This is a genomic window from Streptomyces typhae (genome assembly GCF_009755605.1).
GTDB classification, from domain to species: Bacteria; Actinomycetota; Actinomycetes; order Streptomycetales; family Streptomycetaceae; genus Streptomyces; species Streptomyces typhae.
In genome coordinates, this window is sequence record NZ_WPNZ01000030.1 from 75388 (window position 1) to 91237 (window position 15850).

A 15850-nucleotide genomic window follows, 5' to 3' on the forward strand; every position below is an offset into this window, starting at 1 on the left:
GCCTTCCCCTCATCCACAAATAGTTAGGTTTACCTAACCTAACACCTCAGGCACGAAGGATGGTCAACAGTCGGTTAAGCGATCCGCCGAGTCCCCACCGGGCGGCCAGCTCGTCCAGGGCGGCGGGCTCGCGCGGCTCGCGCGGCAGGGCGATCTCGACGTCCGGCAGCGGCACGTCACCCGCGACCCGGACCACCTTCGGTGCCACGGCGACATAGGCGCGCGCCTCGTCGAGGCGCCTGCGCTGGGAAGGGGTGAGCCGGGACGCGGGGTCGTCGACCGCCGCCATGATCCCTGCCAGGTCGCCGAAGGCGTCGAGCAGCTTGGCCGCGGTCTTCTCGCCGATCCCCGGCACCCCGGGCAGGCCGTCGCTCGGGTCGCCGCGCAGCAGCGCAAGGTCCACATAGCCCGGACCGTCCACGCCGTACTTCTCGCGCAGCCAGGCCTCGTCGGTCGTCTGGAGGGTGCCCACGCCCTTCAAGGGGTAGAGCACGCGGACGCCCCGGGCGTCGTCCACCAGCTGATAGAGGTCGCGGTCGCCCGTGACGATGTCGACCGGGCCCGCGGCCCGCGCGGTGTACGTGCCGATGACGTCGTCCGCCTCGTACGGCGAGACGCCCACGCGGGCGATGCCGAGGGCGTCCAGGACGTCCTCGATGACGGGGACCTGCGGGGAGAGGGTGTCGGGCACCTCTTCGGTGTCCGGCGCGGCGGCGCCCTCGGGGGCCTCCTCGACCACGCGGTGCGCCTTGTACGAGGGAATCAGCTCCACGCGCCAGTGCGGGCGCCAGTCCGCGTCCATGCAGGCCACCAGGTCGTCCGGGCGGTGGTCCTGGACCAGGCGCGCGATGAAGTCGAGCAGACCGCGCACCGCGTTCACCGGCGTGCCGTCCGGGGCCCGCACGGAATCGGGGACGCCGAAATAGGCCCGGAAGTACAGGGACGCCGTGTCGAGCAGCATCAGCCGCCGCGTTGCTTGAGTCACCTTCGCATCATGCCGCACCGCACTGACAGGGTCCCGCCGTCCGACGCCTCGGAAGTGACCTGGGTCACTCTTTGGTTTGGCCGGTGCGGGCGGGGGCAGGCGCGCACGCGGAGCGCACTCGGTCGAGTTTTCAACTTCTTGACGGAAAGCTTGACGGAGAGCGGATGGAAGCCGCGCCGCTCCACGGCCCGCCGGCGGGGGAGGCGGGCCGTCTTGGTTCTACCCGAGAGGTGTATGTGTCCAGGCTGCAAGCCGAGCATCTGTACAAGGTGTTCGGCAGACGACCCGATGACGCGGTGGAGAAACTCCGCCACGGAACCGACCGTGAAGAGTTGCGCGCGGCGGGTACCACCGCCGCGGTGATCGATGCTTCCTTCACCGTCGAACCGGGCCAGATCTTCGTCGTCATGGGTCTCTCCGGGTCCGGCAAGTCCACGTTGCTGCGCATGCTCAACGGACTGTCGGAGCCCACGGCCGGGCAGGTGCTCTTCGACGGCCAGGACCTGACCGGGCTCAGCGCCCGCGAACTGCGGGAGGTGCGCTCGAAGAAGATCAGCATGGTCTTCCAGCACTTCGCGCTGTTCCCGCACCGCAGCGTCCTGGAGAACGCGGCGTACGGCCTCGAGGTACAGGGGCTGCCGCGTGCCGAGCGCGAGAAGCGCGCCCTGGAGGCCCTGGAGCTCGCCGGGCTCAAGGGCTGGGAGAAGTCCTGGCCCGACGAGCTGTCCGGCGGCATGCAGCAGCGTGTGGGCCTGGCCCGCGCGCTCGCCACGGACGCCGACCTGCTGCTCATGGACGAGTCGTTCAGCGCGCTCGACCCGCTGATCCGCCGCGACATGCAGGACCAGCTCCTTGAGCTGCAGAAGCGCCTGAAGAAGACCATCGTCTTCATCACCCACGACCTGAACGAGGCCATGCGCCTCGGCGACCAGATCGCCGTCATGCGCGACGGCCGCATCGTGCAGACGGGCACCGCCGAGGACATCCTCGTCACCCCGGCCAACGACTACGTCGCGGCGTTCACGCAGGACGTCGACCGCTCCCGCGTGCTGACGGCGGGCGCCATCATGGCCGACCCCGACACCGTCTACGGCACCACGGCGCCCGACGGCAAGGAACTGCGCACGGCGAAGGACGTCCTGGCCGCCGCCCCCGCGGCCGTGGCCGAGTCGACGCCGATCATCGACCTGTTCACGCCGTGCTCCACGAGCACCGTGCCCGTCGCCGTGACCGGCGCGGACGGCGAACTCGTCGGCGTCGTGCCGAGCTCGCGGCTGCTTGCCGTGCTCGGTGAGCCGATGGCACCGGCCGACGCGCCGCTCGACGCCGTCATTCCGGCGCAGGTGGCCGAGCCGGCGCGGGACACCGGGAACGACACGGACACCGGCGGCGACGGCGGCAAGAGCGTGGGCAAGGTGAGCAGCGGTGCCTAGGATTCCCTTCGGCGACTGGGTCAATGACGCGGTCGAATGGTCCAGAACCCACATGGACTGGCTGTTCGACTTCATCAAGACGCTCTTCCAGAACATGTGGGACGGCGTCTACGACGTCCTCTCCGGCCCCGAGCCGCTCCTGATGGCGGGCATCCTCGCCGTCGTCGCGTTCTGGCTGCGCGGACTGCTCGGCGGCGCCCTCTCCTTCGTGGGCTTCGCGTTCATCGTGTCCCTGGAGCTGTGGGACAACGCGATGATGACGCTGTCCCTGGTGCTCGTCTCGACCTTCGTGGCGCTGGTCCTCGCCGTGCCCGTGGGCATCTGGGCGGCGCGCTCCAAGACGGTCAGCGGCATGGTCAGGCCCGTCCTGGACTTCATGCAGACGCTGCCCGCGATGATCTACCTCATCCCGGCGCTGCTGTTCTTCCGGATGGGCGCCCCCGCGGGCATCGTCGCCACGATCGTCTTCGCGCTCGCCCCGGGTGTGCGCATGACGGAACTCGGCCTGCGCCAGGTCGACAAGGAGCTGGTCGAGGCCGCGAACGCGTTCGGCACCACGCCCCGCAGCACCCTCCTCCGCGTCCAGCTGCCGCTGGCGCTGCCGACGATCATGGCCGGTGTCAACCAGGTCATCATGCTCGGCCTCTCCATGGCGGCCCTGACCGGCATGGTCGGCACCCCGGGCCTCGGCGCCGACGTCAACGCGGCCATCGGCCAGCTCGACGTCGGTCTCGGCGCGGAGGCGGGCGTCTCCATCGTGATCCTCGCCATCTACCTGGACCGCGTCACCAGCGGCCTGGGCAGCCAGGTCTCCCCGCTCGGCCGCCGCGCGCTCGCCAAGCTGCGGGCCGCGCAGGGCCTCAACGTCTGGAACTACCGCCCCAGGCCCGTCGTCGCGATGGTCGGCGTCGTCGTCCTCGCGCTCGTCGCGGGCGGCATGAGCGTCTTCGGCGGCACCGACTCCAAGTCCGTGGCCGACACCAAGAACGTCGGTCAGGGCAAGGAAGTCAAGATCGGCTACATCCCCTGGGACGAGGGCGTCGCCTCCACCTTCCTCTGGAAGGAGGTCCTGGAGCAGCGCGGCTTCAAGGTGACCACCAGCCAGCTGGAGGCCGGTCCGCTGTACACCTCCCTGGCGCAGGGCGACATCGACTTCCAGACCGACTCCTGGCTGCCGACGACGCACGCCTCGTACTGGAAGAAGTACGGAAAGGACCTGGAGGACCTGGGCTCCTGGTTCGGCCCCACGTCGCTGGAGCTGACCGTCCCCGCGTACATGAAGGACGTCGACTCCCTGGAGGACCTCAAGGGCAAGGGCAGCACCTTCAAGGGCAGGATCACCGGCATCGAGTCGAGCGCCGGGATGATGGGGCTGCTCAAGGACAAGGTCCTCGGTGCGTACGGCCTCGGCAAGGAGTACAAGGTCGTCGACGGCTCGACGCCCGCGATGCTCGCCGAGCTGAAGGCCGCGTACGCCAAGAAGGAGCCGATCGTCACCACGCTGTGGTCGCCGCACTGGGCGTACAGCGACTTCGAGCTGAAGAAGCTCAAGGACCCGAAGGGCGCCTGGGGCAAGGGCGACGGCGTGCACACCCTGGCGCGCAAGGGCTTCTCCCAGGAGAACCCCGAGGTCGGCAAGTGGCTCAAGGACTTCAAGATGTCCGAGAAGCAGCTCACGGACCTCGAGGCGGAGATCAACAAGGCCGGCAAGGGCAAGCAGCAGGACGCCGTGCGCACCTGGCTGAAGAAGAGCCCGGGCGTGCTCGACTCGATGGCGCCGCTGCCGAAGAACGCCGTCGGAGACGAGAACAAGCGCCCGCTGAAGGCCGCGTACTTCGCGTGGGACGAGAACATCGCCGTCACCAACCTGTGGAAGCGCGTCCTGGAGAAGCGCGGCTACAAGATGGAGCTGACCCCGGCCGACGTGGGCCCGGCCTACACCGGCCTCGCGCAGGGCGACCTCGACCTCAACCTCGACGCCTGGCTGCCCACCGCACAGAAGACGTACTGGGACAAGAACAAGGACAACCTCAAGGACCTCGGCTCCTGGTACAGCCCGACGTCCCTGGAGGTCGCCGTCCCGTCCTACGTCAAGGACGTGAAGTCCCTGGCGGACCTCAAGGGCAAGGGCGACAGGTTCAAGGGCAAGATCATCGGCATTGAGCCGGGCACCGGCGTGATGCAGGCCCTCAAGGACAAGGTCCTGCCCGGCTACGGCCTGGAGGGCGAGTACGAGATCGCCGCGGGCTCGACCCCGGCGATGCTCTCCGAGCTGAAGGCCGCGTACGCCAAGAAGGAGCCGATCGCGGTCCTGCTCTGGTCGCCGCACTGGGCCTACAGCGAGTACGACCTCACCAAGCTGAAGGACCCCAAGGGCGGCTTCGGCAAGGGCAACACGATCCGCACGCTCTCCGGGAAGGACTTCCCCGAGCAGTACCCGCAGCTCACGAAGTGGCTCAAGAACTTCAAGATGAGCGAGGAGCAGCTCGCCTCCCTGGAGAACGAGATCAACAAGGCGGGCAAGAACAACGAGCCCAAGGCCGTCGACACCTGGCTGAAGAAGAACCCGGGCTTCGAACAGAGGATGACGGCCGTGCAGTAGCCGTCACGAGCCGCGGCCCCCGGGCCGCGGCATCCCGACCGTCCCCCGAGGGGCGGGCCCCGCCGCCGGGCGGGGCCCGCCCCTCGGGGGCGTTCGGGGGCTCGTCCGGCAGCGCGCGGAGTGCGCCCCCGGCTTCCGGGGAATCCGGACAGCTGATCTACTGGCATCGGCTGTGAACGACCGCGTACGGTCCGTACGGGGCGCGAGGGGGCTCGCGGCGGCCGGAACCGGCGCCCGGAGTGCCCAAGCGGGTAAAACCGTTTGGCGAACATGCGTAGGGTGCAGAAAACCCTTCAGGGTGATGACGCGGGCAGGACGACCGGCGTACGCGACAGTGGACCGGAGTGGAAGAAGGGAGCCGGGGCCATGGACGAGCGCAAGGAAACCCTCCGGGTGGGCTCGGCCGTGCGGCGGCGCCGCCGCCAGCTGGAGCTCACCCTTGCCGTGGTCGCCGCGCGCAGCGGTCTCTCGGTGCCCTTCCTCAGCCAGGTCGAGAACGAGCGGGCCCGGCCCAGCACACGCTCCCTGGAGCGGGTCGCCGACGCCCTCGGCACGACCGCCGTGGAACTGCTCGCCGCCGCCGACCCGGCCTGCACGGTGGACCTGGTGCGCGCCGACGACGAGGTGAGCCTGGCCGGCGGCACGCCCGAGACGCACGTCCGGGACCTGGTGCGCGGCCACCACCAGCTGCACGCGTTCGAGTACGTGGGCGACCACGACGAGGGCCGCGAGTTCCAGCACCGCAACGACGAGCTGATGTACGTCATCGCCGGCGCCGTCGAGGTCGAGGCCGAGGGCCGCGCCTACCGCCTCGGGCGCGGCGACACCCTGTATCTGACGGGCGGGGTGCGGCACCGCTGGCGGGCCACGGCGGCGGACGCGCGCGTCCTCGTCGTCGCCGTCGGCGGCCACATCGAGGCCGTCGACGACCACCGGCACTGAAGGGCCCGTGCGAGTGTCCGACATCCGGGTGGTCTCGCTGGTGCCGTCACTGACGGAGGCCGTGGCCACGACGCTGCCGGGCGCCCTGGTCGGCGCGACCGACTGGTGCACGCACCCGGCGGACCTCGACGTCGTCCGTGTCGGCGGCACCAAGAACCCCGACGTACCGGCGATCGTGGCCCTGCGCCCCGATCTGGTGGTCGCCAACGAGGAGGAGAACCGCGCGCCGGACCTCGACGCGCTGCGGGCAGCGGGTGTCGAGGTGCTCGTCACGGAGGTGCGGGGCCTCGACCAGGCCTTCGCCGAGCTGACCCGGATGCTCGCCGTGTGCGGCGCGGACCGGCCCCGGTGGCTGGACGCGGCCGAGTCCCGGTGGCTGGACCTGGCGGAGAGCGACCGGTTCGGCGTGCGGGATTCCGCGGCCCGGCCGCGGGCGGCGGTGCCGATCTGGCGCAGGCCCTGGATGGTGCTCGGCCGGGACACGTTCGCGGGTGACGTGCTGGCCCGGCTGGGGATCGACAACGCGTACGCGGGCCACGCCGAGCGCTATCCGCGGGTCCCGCTCGACGAGCTGCGCTCCGGTGGCCTGGACCTGGTGGTCCTGCCCGACGAGCCGTACCGCTTCACGCGCGAGGACGGCCCGGAGGCGTTCCCCGCCGCGCTGCCCGTGGCGCTGGTCAGCGGCCGCCATCTGACCTGGTACGGGCCGTCGCTCGCCGAGGCACCCGACGTGCTGGGCGCGGCGCTGCGGGCGGTCCACCACTGACGACGCGTCCGCGCTCAGTGCTCAGTGTTCAGTGCTCCGGGCTACGGGCTCCGGGCTCTGGGCTCCGCGCGGGGGTGCGAGCAGCCGGCCGTCGGCGAGGCCGCGCCCGGTCCCGGCCAGTGCCACCAGCCAGGCCGACACAAGGAGCACGTACAGCGCCACGGCCAGCCAGTCGTACGCGGCGAGGCCGGTGTGCGCACCGAGAGCCTCAGCGCCCGTCACACACGTACCGACGGGGAAGGTGAACGCCCACCAGGTCATCGCGAAGCCCATGCCGCGCCGCCGCGCCCGCAGCACCAGGGCGGCGGCGAGCGCGAGCCACAGCAGGGCGAACCCCATCACCGGCACACCGAAAAGCACCGCGAGGACGGCGAAGCCCTCGGCGTACGGGGCCGGGAGCACGCCCGGCGCGACGTCCGCGAACTTGCCCGCGGCCGTGGTCGACTGGCCCAGCGGGCCGAGGACCAGGAAGAGCGTGGGAGTGAGTGCCAGGGGCAGCGGACCGCCGTGCACCAGACGCCCGAAGATCAGCGGCAGCATCAGCAGGGTGGCGAGCAGGCTCAGACCGAACATCGCGAGGCATCCGAGGAGCAGCGCCTCCTGGGCCTGGCCCGCGGGCAGATGCGGGACGAGCAGCGGACCGAGGGCCGCCGACACCATCGGGGCCACGACCGGCAGCAGCCACACCGGCGACGCGGAGCCCGGCCGCACACGGTGCCGCACCACCATCAGATACGGGACGGCGACGGCCGCGGCGAGCCCGACGGCCGTTCCCGCGGTGAACAGGACCGCGTCGACGGCGACAGCCGCGGTGGTGCCCAGCCAGTCCGCGCCCACGACGACCGTGCCGCCGCCGACGGCGAGCAGCGCCATCGCCAGACAGCCGTAGAACGGCGCCACGGCCGGGTCGCCGAGGTGGGCGCGCGCCTGGTCGCGGTGGTGCGTCAGGTGGACGGCGCGCGCCGCCAGCAGCGCGAGGAGCATCAGGAACGAGAGCGCCCACACCGCGGTGGCGCCCGCCCGCACCCCGGGGACGTCCACCGGCAGTCCGGCGCCCGCGGTGGCGACGACGGCGGTGCCCATGACGGCGGCGTACCAGTTCGGGCCCAGGTGGCGCAGGGCGGCGAAGCGGGGCCCCGGGGCCGGGCGGGCCGGGGTGGTGGTGGGGGCTGCGACGGGGGCGGCGGTGACCATGACTCCACGGTGCGGGCGGGGGCGGCCCGGCCCACCAGGGACCTCTCCTCTATGAGGGCATAACCTGGGCTTATGAGTTCTTCTGACGCCTCCGTTCCGGAAGGGGCCGCCGGGTCCGGTGGGTCCGGTGCCGCGGGTGGGTCCGGTGCCGTCGGCGGCTCCGGTACGTCGTCGGGGGCGCCGCTCGCCCACCGGGTGCCGGACCTGGCCGCCCTGGAGCTGCTGCTCGCCGTGGCGCGGCTCGGCAGTCTCGGCCGGGCGGCGCGGGAACTCGGCATCTCCCAGCCCGCCGCCAGCGGCCGGATCCGCTCCATGGAGCGGCAGCTCGGTGTGGCCCTGGTGGACCGCTCGCCCCGCGGGTCGCGGCTCACGGAGGCGGGGGCGCTCGTCACGGACTGGGCCCGGCGGGTCGTGGAGGCGGCGGAGGCGTTCGACGCGGGGGCGCAGGCGCTGCGGGACCGGCGGGACTCGCGGCTGCGGGTCGCCGCCAGCATGACCATCGCCGAGTATCTGCTGCCGGGCTGGCTGATAGCCCTGCGGGCGCGGCGGCCCGACACCGCGGTGTCCCTGCTCGCGGGCAACTCCGCGGCGGTCACCGGGCGGCTGCTCACCGGAGAGGCCGACGTCGGGTTCGTGGAGGGGGTCGGGGTGCCCGCCGGTCTCGACGGTGTGGTCGTGGCGCAGGACCGGCTCGTCGTCGTGGTGGCGCCGGGGCACGCCTGGGCGCGGCGGCGGGCGCCCGTCGCGGCCGCCGAGCTCGCCGCCACGCCGTTGATCCTGCGCGAGGAGGGGTCCGGTACCCGGCAGGTCCTTCAGGCCGCCCTCGGCGAGCTGGCCCGGCCGCTGCTCGAACTGTCCTCGACCACCGCGGTGAAGTCCGCCGCCGTGAGCGGGGCCGGGCCCGCGGTGCTCAGCGAGCTTGCCGTGGGGGAGGAGCTGGCCGCCCGGCGGCTCGTGAGCGTTCCCGTGGACGGGGCGCGGCTGCGGCGCGAGTTGCGGGCCGTGTGGCCGGTGGGACACGTACCGGCGGGCCCGGCGCGCGACCTCCTGAGCCTCACTCGCGCGACGCCCTAGCCGGACTGCCCGACGCCGCCCGCACCAGCGCCTCCATCACCCTTGTGTCCCTTCCCGCCTCCGGGTGCCACTGGACGCCCAGGGCCCAGGCGGGGGAGGGGAGTTCGACGGCTTCGACGGTGCCGTCCTCCGCGTGGGCCGAGGCGTGCAGGGGGGCGGCGAGTCGGGCCACGGACTGGTGGTGGTAGGTGGGCACGTCCGTGCTCGGCTCCGGGGCGATCTCGGCGTAGCGGGTGCCGGGGACCGGGCGCACCGGGTGGGTGGTGAAGACGCCGGGGGCCGCCACATGGCCGTCGATGTGCTGCACGAGCGTGCCGCCGAGGGCGACGTTCAGGAGCTGCATGCCCCGGCAGATGCCGAGCAGCGGGGTGCCGGCGTCCAGGGCCGCACGGATCAGGGCGAGCTCCCACGCGTCCCGCTCCGGCGCGGGCGGCCCCGTGAGGTCCTCGCGTACCGCTCCGTAGTGGACCGGGTCCACGTCGGGGCCGCCCGCGACGACCACGCCGTCGAGCCGGGCGACGACGTCGGCCGCGTACGCCGGATCGTCCGGCGGCAGCATCGACGCGAGGCCGCCCGCGGCCTGGACGAGCCGCGGATATCCGGCGGGCAGGAGCGCCGCGGGGGATTCCCACACGCCCCAGCTCGCCTTCTCCTCCCAGTAGGTGCTGATGCCGATGAGGGGTTTGGTCACGTCGTTCTCCGTGTGCTGTGCTGTGCCGGGGTGCTGTGCGGGGCGGGTGGTGGTCAGTGGCGTTCCAGTTCCGCCTCCGCCGCCGCGAGCGCCGCGAACTCCTCCTCCGGGGCCCGTGCCACCAGATGCTTGCGGCTGTAGAGGCCGAAGTACGCGAGGGCGACCACGTACACGCCGAGCGCGATGAAGGCCGCCGTCACGTCGACGAGGAACGTCGCGACCAGCGCCGCGCACGCGAGGACGAGCGCGGCCGACGAGGTCACGATGCCACCGGGGGTGCGGTAGGGGCGCGGCAGGTGCGGTTCGCGGCGGCGCAGGACGATGTGCGAGAGCGACATCAGGGCGTACGAGATGGTCGCGCCGAACACCGCCACGTTCAGCATCCGGGCCCCGTCGCCGGTCGCCGCCGCCAGGGCGAAGCCGATCGCGCCCGGGACGAGCAGGCCCAGGTAGGGCGCCTTGCGGCTGCTGGTGAGGGACAGGAAGCGGGGCAGGTAGCCGGCCCGGGACAGGGCGAAGAGCTGGCGGGAGCCCGCGTAGATCAGGGAGAAGAACGACGCCACCAGGCCCGCGAGGCCCGCGTAGTTGATGACGCGGCTGAGGGCGGTGGCCCTGCCGTCCGGCTGCAACGCCTCCACCAGCGGATTGCCGGTGTCCTGGAGGGCCGCCGAGCCGCGCGCCCCGGCCGAGGCGAAGAAGGTGAGCAGGGCGAGCGCGACCAGGATGCACAGGGACCAGCGGATGGCGCGCGGCAGGGTGCGCGCGGGGTCCTTGGTCTCCTCGGCGGCGAGCGGCACGCCCTCCACGCCGAGGAAGAACCACATGCCGAACGGGAAGGCCGCCCAGATGCCGAGCAGGCCGAGCGGCAGCCAGGAGTTGGCGCCGAACGCGTCGTGGTCGACGGCGATGTCGTTCAGACGGGAGGCGTCGAAGTCCATGAAGGCGCCCACGGCGAAGACGAGCAGCGCCGCCACCGCGATGCCCGTGACGACGAAGCTGAAGCGCAGCGCCTCGCCGACGCCCCACAGATGGATGCCGATGAAGATCACGAAGCAGGCCAGGTACACCGGCCAGCCGGACTCCAGGCTGAACAGTTCGAGGGACTCGACGTAGTCGCCGATGAAGATGGAGATCGCGGCGGGCGCGAGGATGTACTCGATGAGGATCGCCGTACCGGTGAGGAAGCCGCCCCAGGGGCCGAGGGCGCGCCGGGCGAAGCCGTAGCCGCCGCCCGCCGTCGGCAGCACGGACGACAGCTCGGCGAGCGAGAAGACCATGCAGGCGTACATCACGCCCATGAGCGCCATCGCGATGCCTAGGCCGCCGAAGCCGCCCTCCTTGAGGCCGGAGTTCCAGCCGGAGTAGTCGCCGGAGACGACATAGGCGACGCCGAGGCCGGTGAGGAGCACCCAGCCCGCGTTGCCGCGGCGCAGCGCGCGCCGCTCCAGATAGTCGTCGCCCGGATCCTCGGCGGCGCGGGCCTTCGACGGCTCGGTGGACTCCAGGCTCATGGCACGGCTCCCTGCGGCGGCATTTGACGGACCCAGGCGGGACTTCAATGGAGTGAGGCCATACCTTTGCGGTGTCGGAGGGGAGAACGCAAGACCCGTGCGGCACGCCGCGGTAGAACGCGGCGGCGACGACCCGGGGTCGCCCTGTCCCGAGGTCCCGGGGTCGCCCTGCCCCGGGGCCCCGCAGGCGCCCTCACGTCAGGAACCCCCGCAGCAGCGCCGCCGTCCCCGCGCAGTGCTCGCGCATCATCTCCCGCGCGCCGTCCGCGTCTCCGTCGAGCACCGCCTCCACCAGGGCGGTGTGCTGGCACTGGGAGTGCTCCAGGTTGCGGACCAGGAGCGGGATGCAGTCCAGGAGGTCGTTGACCGTGGCGCGGACCGCCGCGTACTGCGCGGTCAGCGAGGGCGATCCGGACAGCTCGGCCAGGGTGAGGTGCAACAGGGTGTCCAGGCGGCGGTACTCGGCGAGCGGCGCGTCGTGGGTGCGGGCGAGCGCCGACCGCAACCGTTCGGCCTGGCCGTCGTCGAGCCCGTGCGCGGCGCACAGGCCCGCCGCCCCCACCTCGAGGACCTCGCGGAAGCGCAGCGCGTCCTCCACGTCCACGTCCGCGATGCGCCGGCGCAGCTCGTCCTCCCCGGCCGCCGTCGGGCGCGGGCGCACGAACGTACCGCCGTAGCGCCCCCTGCGCGACTCCACGAGCCCCTGGTCCTGGAGCACCTTCAGGACCTCGCGCAGCGTGACCCGGCTGATCCCGAGCCGGTCGGCGAGCTCCCGCTCGGCCGGGAGGCGTTCGCCGCCCGGCACCAGGCCGAGGCGGACCACCTGGAGGATCTGCTCCAGGGCCTCCTCGAAGCCGTTGCCGGCCCGTACCGGACGCAGGACCTGCGTCAACCGGTCGTCGGCCGAACGCCGCGCGGCGTTGACCTCCGCGTGCGACATCTGCCCGTACCCCCTTCCCAAGCAATGGTTCTCGGCAATACCTTATGGCCACTCGGCTGACCCAAGGAGGCTTTTCCCGTGGCAGACCGCACACCCCCGCTAGGCATCGAGGAGTTGCGTGCCCTCGTGGCGAGCGGTGAGATCGACACTGTCGTCCTGGCCTTCCCCGACATGCAAGGGCGGCTCCAGGGCAAGCGGTTCGCCGCCCGGTTCTTCCTCGACGAGGTCCTGGAGCACGGCACGGAGGGCTGCAACTACCTCCTCGCCGTCGACGCGGAGATGAACACCGTCGACGGCTTCGCGATGTCCTCCTGGGACCGCGGGTACGGCGACTTCGCCATGCACGCCGACATCGGTACGCTGCGCCGCGTCCCCTGGAACGAGGGCACGGCCCTGCTGATGGCCGACCTCGCCTGGGCGGACGGCGAGCCCGTCGTGGCCGCCCCGCGCCAGATACTGCGCCGCCAGCTCGACCGTCTCGCCGAACTCGGCTACACCGCCCACGTCGGCACGGAGCTGGAGTTCATCGTCTTCAAGGACACCTACGAACAGGCCTGGGACGCGGGCTACCAAGGGCTCACGCCCGCCAACCAGTACAACATCGACTATTCCGTCCTCGGCACCGGACGCATCGAGCCGCTGCTGCGCCGCATCCGCAACGAGATGGCCGCGGCGGGCCTGACCGTCGAGTCCGCCAAGGGCGAGTGCAACCCGGGCCAGCACGAGATCGTGTTCCGCTACGACGAGGCCCTCGTCACCTGCGACCAGCACGCGATCTACAAGACGGGTGCCAAGGAGATCGCCGCGCAGGAGGGCGTCTCGCTCACCTTCATGGCGAAGTACAACAAGCGCGAGGGCAACTCCTGCCACATCCACCTCTCGCTCCAGGACGCCGAGGGCACCAACGCCATGGCCGGTGACGGGCCCGGCGGGATGTCGCCGCTGATGCGGCACTTCCTGGCCGGGCAGCTCGCCGCGCTGCGCGACTTCAGCCTCCTCTACGCCCCCCACATCAACTCCTACAAGCGGTTCCAGCCGGGCACCTTCGCGCCCACGGCCGCCGCCTGGGGCCACGACAACCGCACCTGCGCGCTGCGCGTGGTCGGCCACGGCCGCTCGATGCGCTTCGAGAACCGGCTGCCCGGCGGCGACGTCAACCCCTACCTGGCCGTCGCCGGACTGATCGCCGCGGGCCTGCACGGCGTGGAGCAGCAGCTCGAACTGCCCGACGCCTGCACCGGCAACGCCTACACCGCCGACTACGCCCACGTGCCGACGACGCTGCGCGAGGCCGCGGAGCTCTGGGAGAACAGCCCCGCCGCGAAGGCCGCCTTCGGCGACGAGGTCGTCGCGCACTACCGCAACATGGCGCGGGTCGAACTGGAGGCCTTCGACGCCGCGGTGACCGACTGGGAGCTGCGCCGCTCCTTCGAACGCATGTAATGCGAACACGTGCAATGCGAACGCATGTAAGGGGCACTTCCTTGCTCGATTCACTCCAGGTACTGAACCCGGCGACGGAGGACGTCGTCGCCACCGTCCCCGCCGCCACCCGCCGCGACGTCGACGCGGCCGTCGCGCACGCCTCCCGGGCGCAGGCGTCCTGGGCCGCCGCGGCCCCCGCCGACCGGGCCCGGCTGCTGCGCCGCTTCGCCGCCGTCATCGACGACCACGTCGAGGAGCTCGCCCGGATCGAGGTCCGCGAGGCCGGGCACGTCATCGGCAACGCCCGCTGGGAGGCGGGCAACGCCCGCGACCTGTTCGACTACGCGGCGGGCGGCGTCGAGCGGCTCAACGGCCGCCAGATCCCCGTGCCCGGCGGCCTGAACGTCACGATGCTCGAACCCCTCGGCGTCGTCGGCGTCATCGCGCCCTGGAACTTCCCGATGCCCATCGCCGCCTGGGGCACCGCCCCGGCCCTCGCGGCGGGCAACGCGGTGCTCCTCAAACCCGCCGAGACCACCCCCCTGACCGCCCTGCGCCTGGCCGAGCTCGCCCTGGAGGCGGGCCTTCCCGAGGGCCTGTTCCAGGTCCTGCCCGGCGAGGGAGCCGTCGCCGGGGACGCGCTCGTGGAGCACCCGGGCGTCGCCAAGATCGTGTTCACGGGATCCACCCGCGTCGGCAAGCGGATCATGGCCAAGTGCGCGGACCGCGTGAAGCGCCTGACCCTCGAACTCGGCGGCAAGAGCCCGAACATCGTCTTCGCCGACGCCGACGTGGAGGCCGCCGCCCTCGCCGCGCCGGGATCCTTCCTCGACAACTCCGGCCAGGACTGCTGCGCCCGCACCCGCATCCTGGTGCAGCGCTCCGTGTACGACCGGTTCCTCGCTCACCTCGCGCCCGCGGTCGAGTCGTACGTCGTCGGGGACCCCGCCGACGAGAAGACCCAGATGGGCCCCTTGATCTCCCGGGCGCAGCTGGAGCGGGTGCGCTCCTATGTCCCGTCCGGCGCCGGGATCCACGGCAGCGCGCCCGACGGGCCCGGGTTCTGGTTCCCGCCCACCGTGCTCACCGACGCGGCGCCGACGTCGCCGGTCGCCGTCGAGGAGGTCTTCGGGCCCGTCGCCGTGGTGCTGCCCTTCGACGACGAGGCGGAGGCGGTGCGCCTCGCCAACGCCACCGACTACGGCCTGTCCGGGTCGGTCTGGACCCGGGACGTGGGCCGGGCGCTGCGCGTGTCGCAGGCCGTACGGGCCGGGAACCTGTCCGTCAACTCGCACTCCAGCGTGCGCTACTGGACGCCTTTCGGCGGCTACGAACAGTCCGGGCTCGGCCGTGAGCTCGGCCCGGACGCCCTCGCCGCCTTCACCGAGACCAAGAACGTCTTCATCAGCACGGAGAGCACGGAGGGCCCGTCACTGTGACCGAAGAAACTGTGACCGAAGAAACTGTGGAATCCGCTGGGGGTTCCCCCCAGACCCCCGCCTGCCGTCGCCTGGTCGGCCGCACCGCCGTCATCACGGGCGCCGGCAGCGGCATCGGCCTCGCCACCGCCCGCCGCCTCGCCGCCGAGGGCGCGCACGTCGTGTGCGGCGACATCGACGAGACCGCGGGCAAGAAGGCCGCCGACGAGGTCGGCGGAACGTTCGTGAAGGTCGACGTCACCGTCCCCGAGCAGGTGGAGGCGCTGTTCAGGACGGCGTACGAGACCTATGGCTCCGTCGACGTCGCCTTCAACAACGCCGGCATCTCACCGCCCGACGACGACTCCATCCTGGACACGGACCTGGAGGCCTGGAAGCGCGTCCAGGACGTCAACCTCACCTCCGTCTACCTCTGCTGCAAGGCCGCGATCCCCTACATGCGGCGCCAGGGCAAGGGCTCCATCATCAACACGGCGTCGTTCGTGGCCCGGATGGGCGCCGCGACCTCGCAGATCTCGTACACGGCGTCCAAGGGCGGCGTCCTCGCCATGTCGCGCGAGCTCGGCGTGCAGTTCGCGCGGGAGGGCATCCGCGTGAACGCGCTGTGCCCGGGGCCCGTCAACACCCCGCTCCTCCAGGAGCTGTTCGCCAAGGACCCCGAGCGCGCCGCGCGCCGCCTCGTGCACATCCCGGTGGGCCGCTTCGCCGAGGCCGAGGAGCTGGCCGCCGCGGTCGCGTTCCTCGCCAGCGACGACTCCTCGTTCGTGAACGCCACCGACTTCCTGGTCGACGGCGGCATCTCCGGGGCGTACGTCACGCCCCTGTAGTTCACTCACCCGGAAGCCACC

Annotated in this window: 13 protein-coding genes; 8 read left to right on the forward strand and 5 right to left on the reverse strand. The window is 72.0% G+C overall.

Annotated features, from left to right (window positions below; all coding sequences use genetic code 11):
- Positions 1–46: 46 nt before the first annotated feature.
- The gene (locus GPA10_RS36835) at positions 47–961 is read right to left on the reverse strand and encodes a 5'-3' exonuclease (protein ID WP_157169226.1); all 915 of its coding nucleotides are present in this window, start codon (positions 959–961) and stop codon (positions 47–49) included.
- A 260-nt stretch (positions 962–1221) separates the two neighbouring features.
- Between GPA10_RS36835 and GPA10_RS36840 the strand changes: the two genes are divergently transcribed.
- The 4 genes from GPA10_RS36840 to GPA10_RS36855 all read left to right on the forward strand — a co-directional run bounded on the left by GPA10_RS36840 (position 1222) and on the right by GPA10_RS36855 (position 6728).
- Positions 1222–2418, forward strand: a complete 1197-nt coding sequence (locus tag GPA10_RS36840; protein WP_343041735.1) for a quaternary amine ABC transporter ATP-binding protein — start codon at positions 1222–1224, stop codon at positions 2416–2418.
- Complete coding sequence (locus tag GPA10_RS36845; RefSeq protein ID WP_343041736.1) at positions 2411–5020, forward strand: ABC transporter permease/substrate binding protein; 2610 nt, start codon at positions 2411–2413, stop codon at positions 5018–5020. Before GPA10_RS36840 ends, GPA10_RS36845 begins: the two co-directional genes overlap by 8 nt.
- Before the next feature lie 366 nt (positions 5021–5386).
- The gene (locus tag GPA10_RS36850; protein WP_058851786.1) at positions 5387–5962 is read left to right on the forward strand and encodes a helix-turn-helix domain-containing protein; all 576 of its coding nucleotides are present in this window, start codon (positions 5387–5389) and stop codon (positions 5960–5962) included.
- A gap of 22 nt (positions 5963–5984) precedes the next feature.
- Positions 5985–6728, forward strand: coding sequence for a helical backbone metal receptor (locus GPA10_RS36855; protein ID WP_343041740.1), 744 nt, complete (start codon positions 5985–5987; stop codon positions 6726–6728).
- A 21-nt stretch (positions 6729–6749) separates the two neighbouring features.
- Here the strand turns inward: GPA10_RS36855 and GPA10_RS36860 are convergent, their stop codons facing one another.
- Positions 6750–7922, reverse strand: a complete 1173-nt coding sequence (locus GPA10_RS36860; RefSeq protein WP_157169194.1) for a TDT family transporter — start codon at positions 7920–7922, stop codon at positions 6750–6752.
- Positions 7923–7994: 72 nt separating this feature from the next.
- Here GPA10_RS36860 and GPA10_RS36865 point away from each other — a divergent pair, with 72 nt between their 5' ends.
- The gene (locus GPA10_RS36865; RefSeq protein ID WP_157169195.1) at positions 7995–8996 is read left to right on the forward strand and encodes a LysR family transcriptional regulator; all 1002 of its coding nucleotides are present in this window, start codon (positions 7995–7997) and stop codon (positions 8994–8996) included.
- Here the strand turns inward: GPA10_RS36865 and GPA10_RS36870 are convergent.
- From GPA10_RS36870 to GPA10_RS36880, 3 genes are all read right to left on the reverse strand, one after another.
- Positions 8977–9687, reverse strand: a complete 711-nt coding sequence (locus GPA10_RS36870) for a gamma-glutamyl-gamma-aminobutyrate hydrolase family protein (RefSeq protein ID WP_058851789.1) — start codon at positions 9685–9687, stop codon at positions 8977–8979. The genes GPA10_RS36865 and GPA10_RS36870 overlap by 20 nt on opposite strands.
- A 53-nt stretch (positions 9688–9740) precedes the next feature.
- Positions 9741–11198: an ethanolamine permease gene (eat, locus tag GPA10_RS36875; protein ID WP_157169196.1), complete on the reverse strand. Its 1458-nt coding sequence runs from the start codon at positions 11196–11198 to the stop codon at positions 9741–9743.
- A gap of 193 nt (positions 11199–11391) precedes the next feature.
- Complete coding sequence (locus tag GPA10_RS36880; protein ID WP_157169197.1) at positions 11392–12138, reverse strand: FadR/GntR family transcriptional regulator; 747 nt, start codon at positions 12136–12138, stop codon at positions 11392–11394.
- Between the two features lie 78 nt (positions 12139–12216).
- Here GPA10_RS36880 and GPA10_RS36885 point away from each other — a divergent pair, with 78 nt between their 5' ends.
- Genes GPA10_RS36885 through GPA10_RS36895 form a run of 3 tightly spaced genes read left to right on the forward strand, consistent with a single transcriptional unit; the run spans position 12217 to position 15829 of the window.
- Positions 12217–13581 (forward strand): glutamine synthetase family protein, encoded by a 1365-nt coding sequence (locus tag GPA10_RS36885; RefSeq protein ID WP_343041737.1) that lies wholly within the window; start codon positions 12217–12219, stop codon positions 13579–13581.
- 14 nt (positions 13582–13595) lie between these two features.
- Positions 13596–15002 (forward strand): aldehyde dehydrogenase family protein, encoded by a 1407-nt coding sequence (locus GPA10_RS36890; protein WP_198351809.1) that lies wholly within the window; start codon positions 13596–13598, stop codon positions 15000–15002.
- An 11-nt stretch (positions 15003–15013) separates the two neighbouring features.
- Complete coding sequence (locus GPA10_RS36895; protein WP_198550454.1) at positions 15014–15829, forward strand: 3-oxoacyl-ACP reductase; 816 nt, start codon at positions 15014–15016, stop codon at positions 15827–15829.
- Positions 15830–15850: the final 21 nt, after the last annotated feature.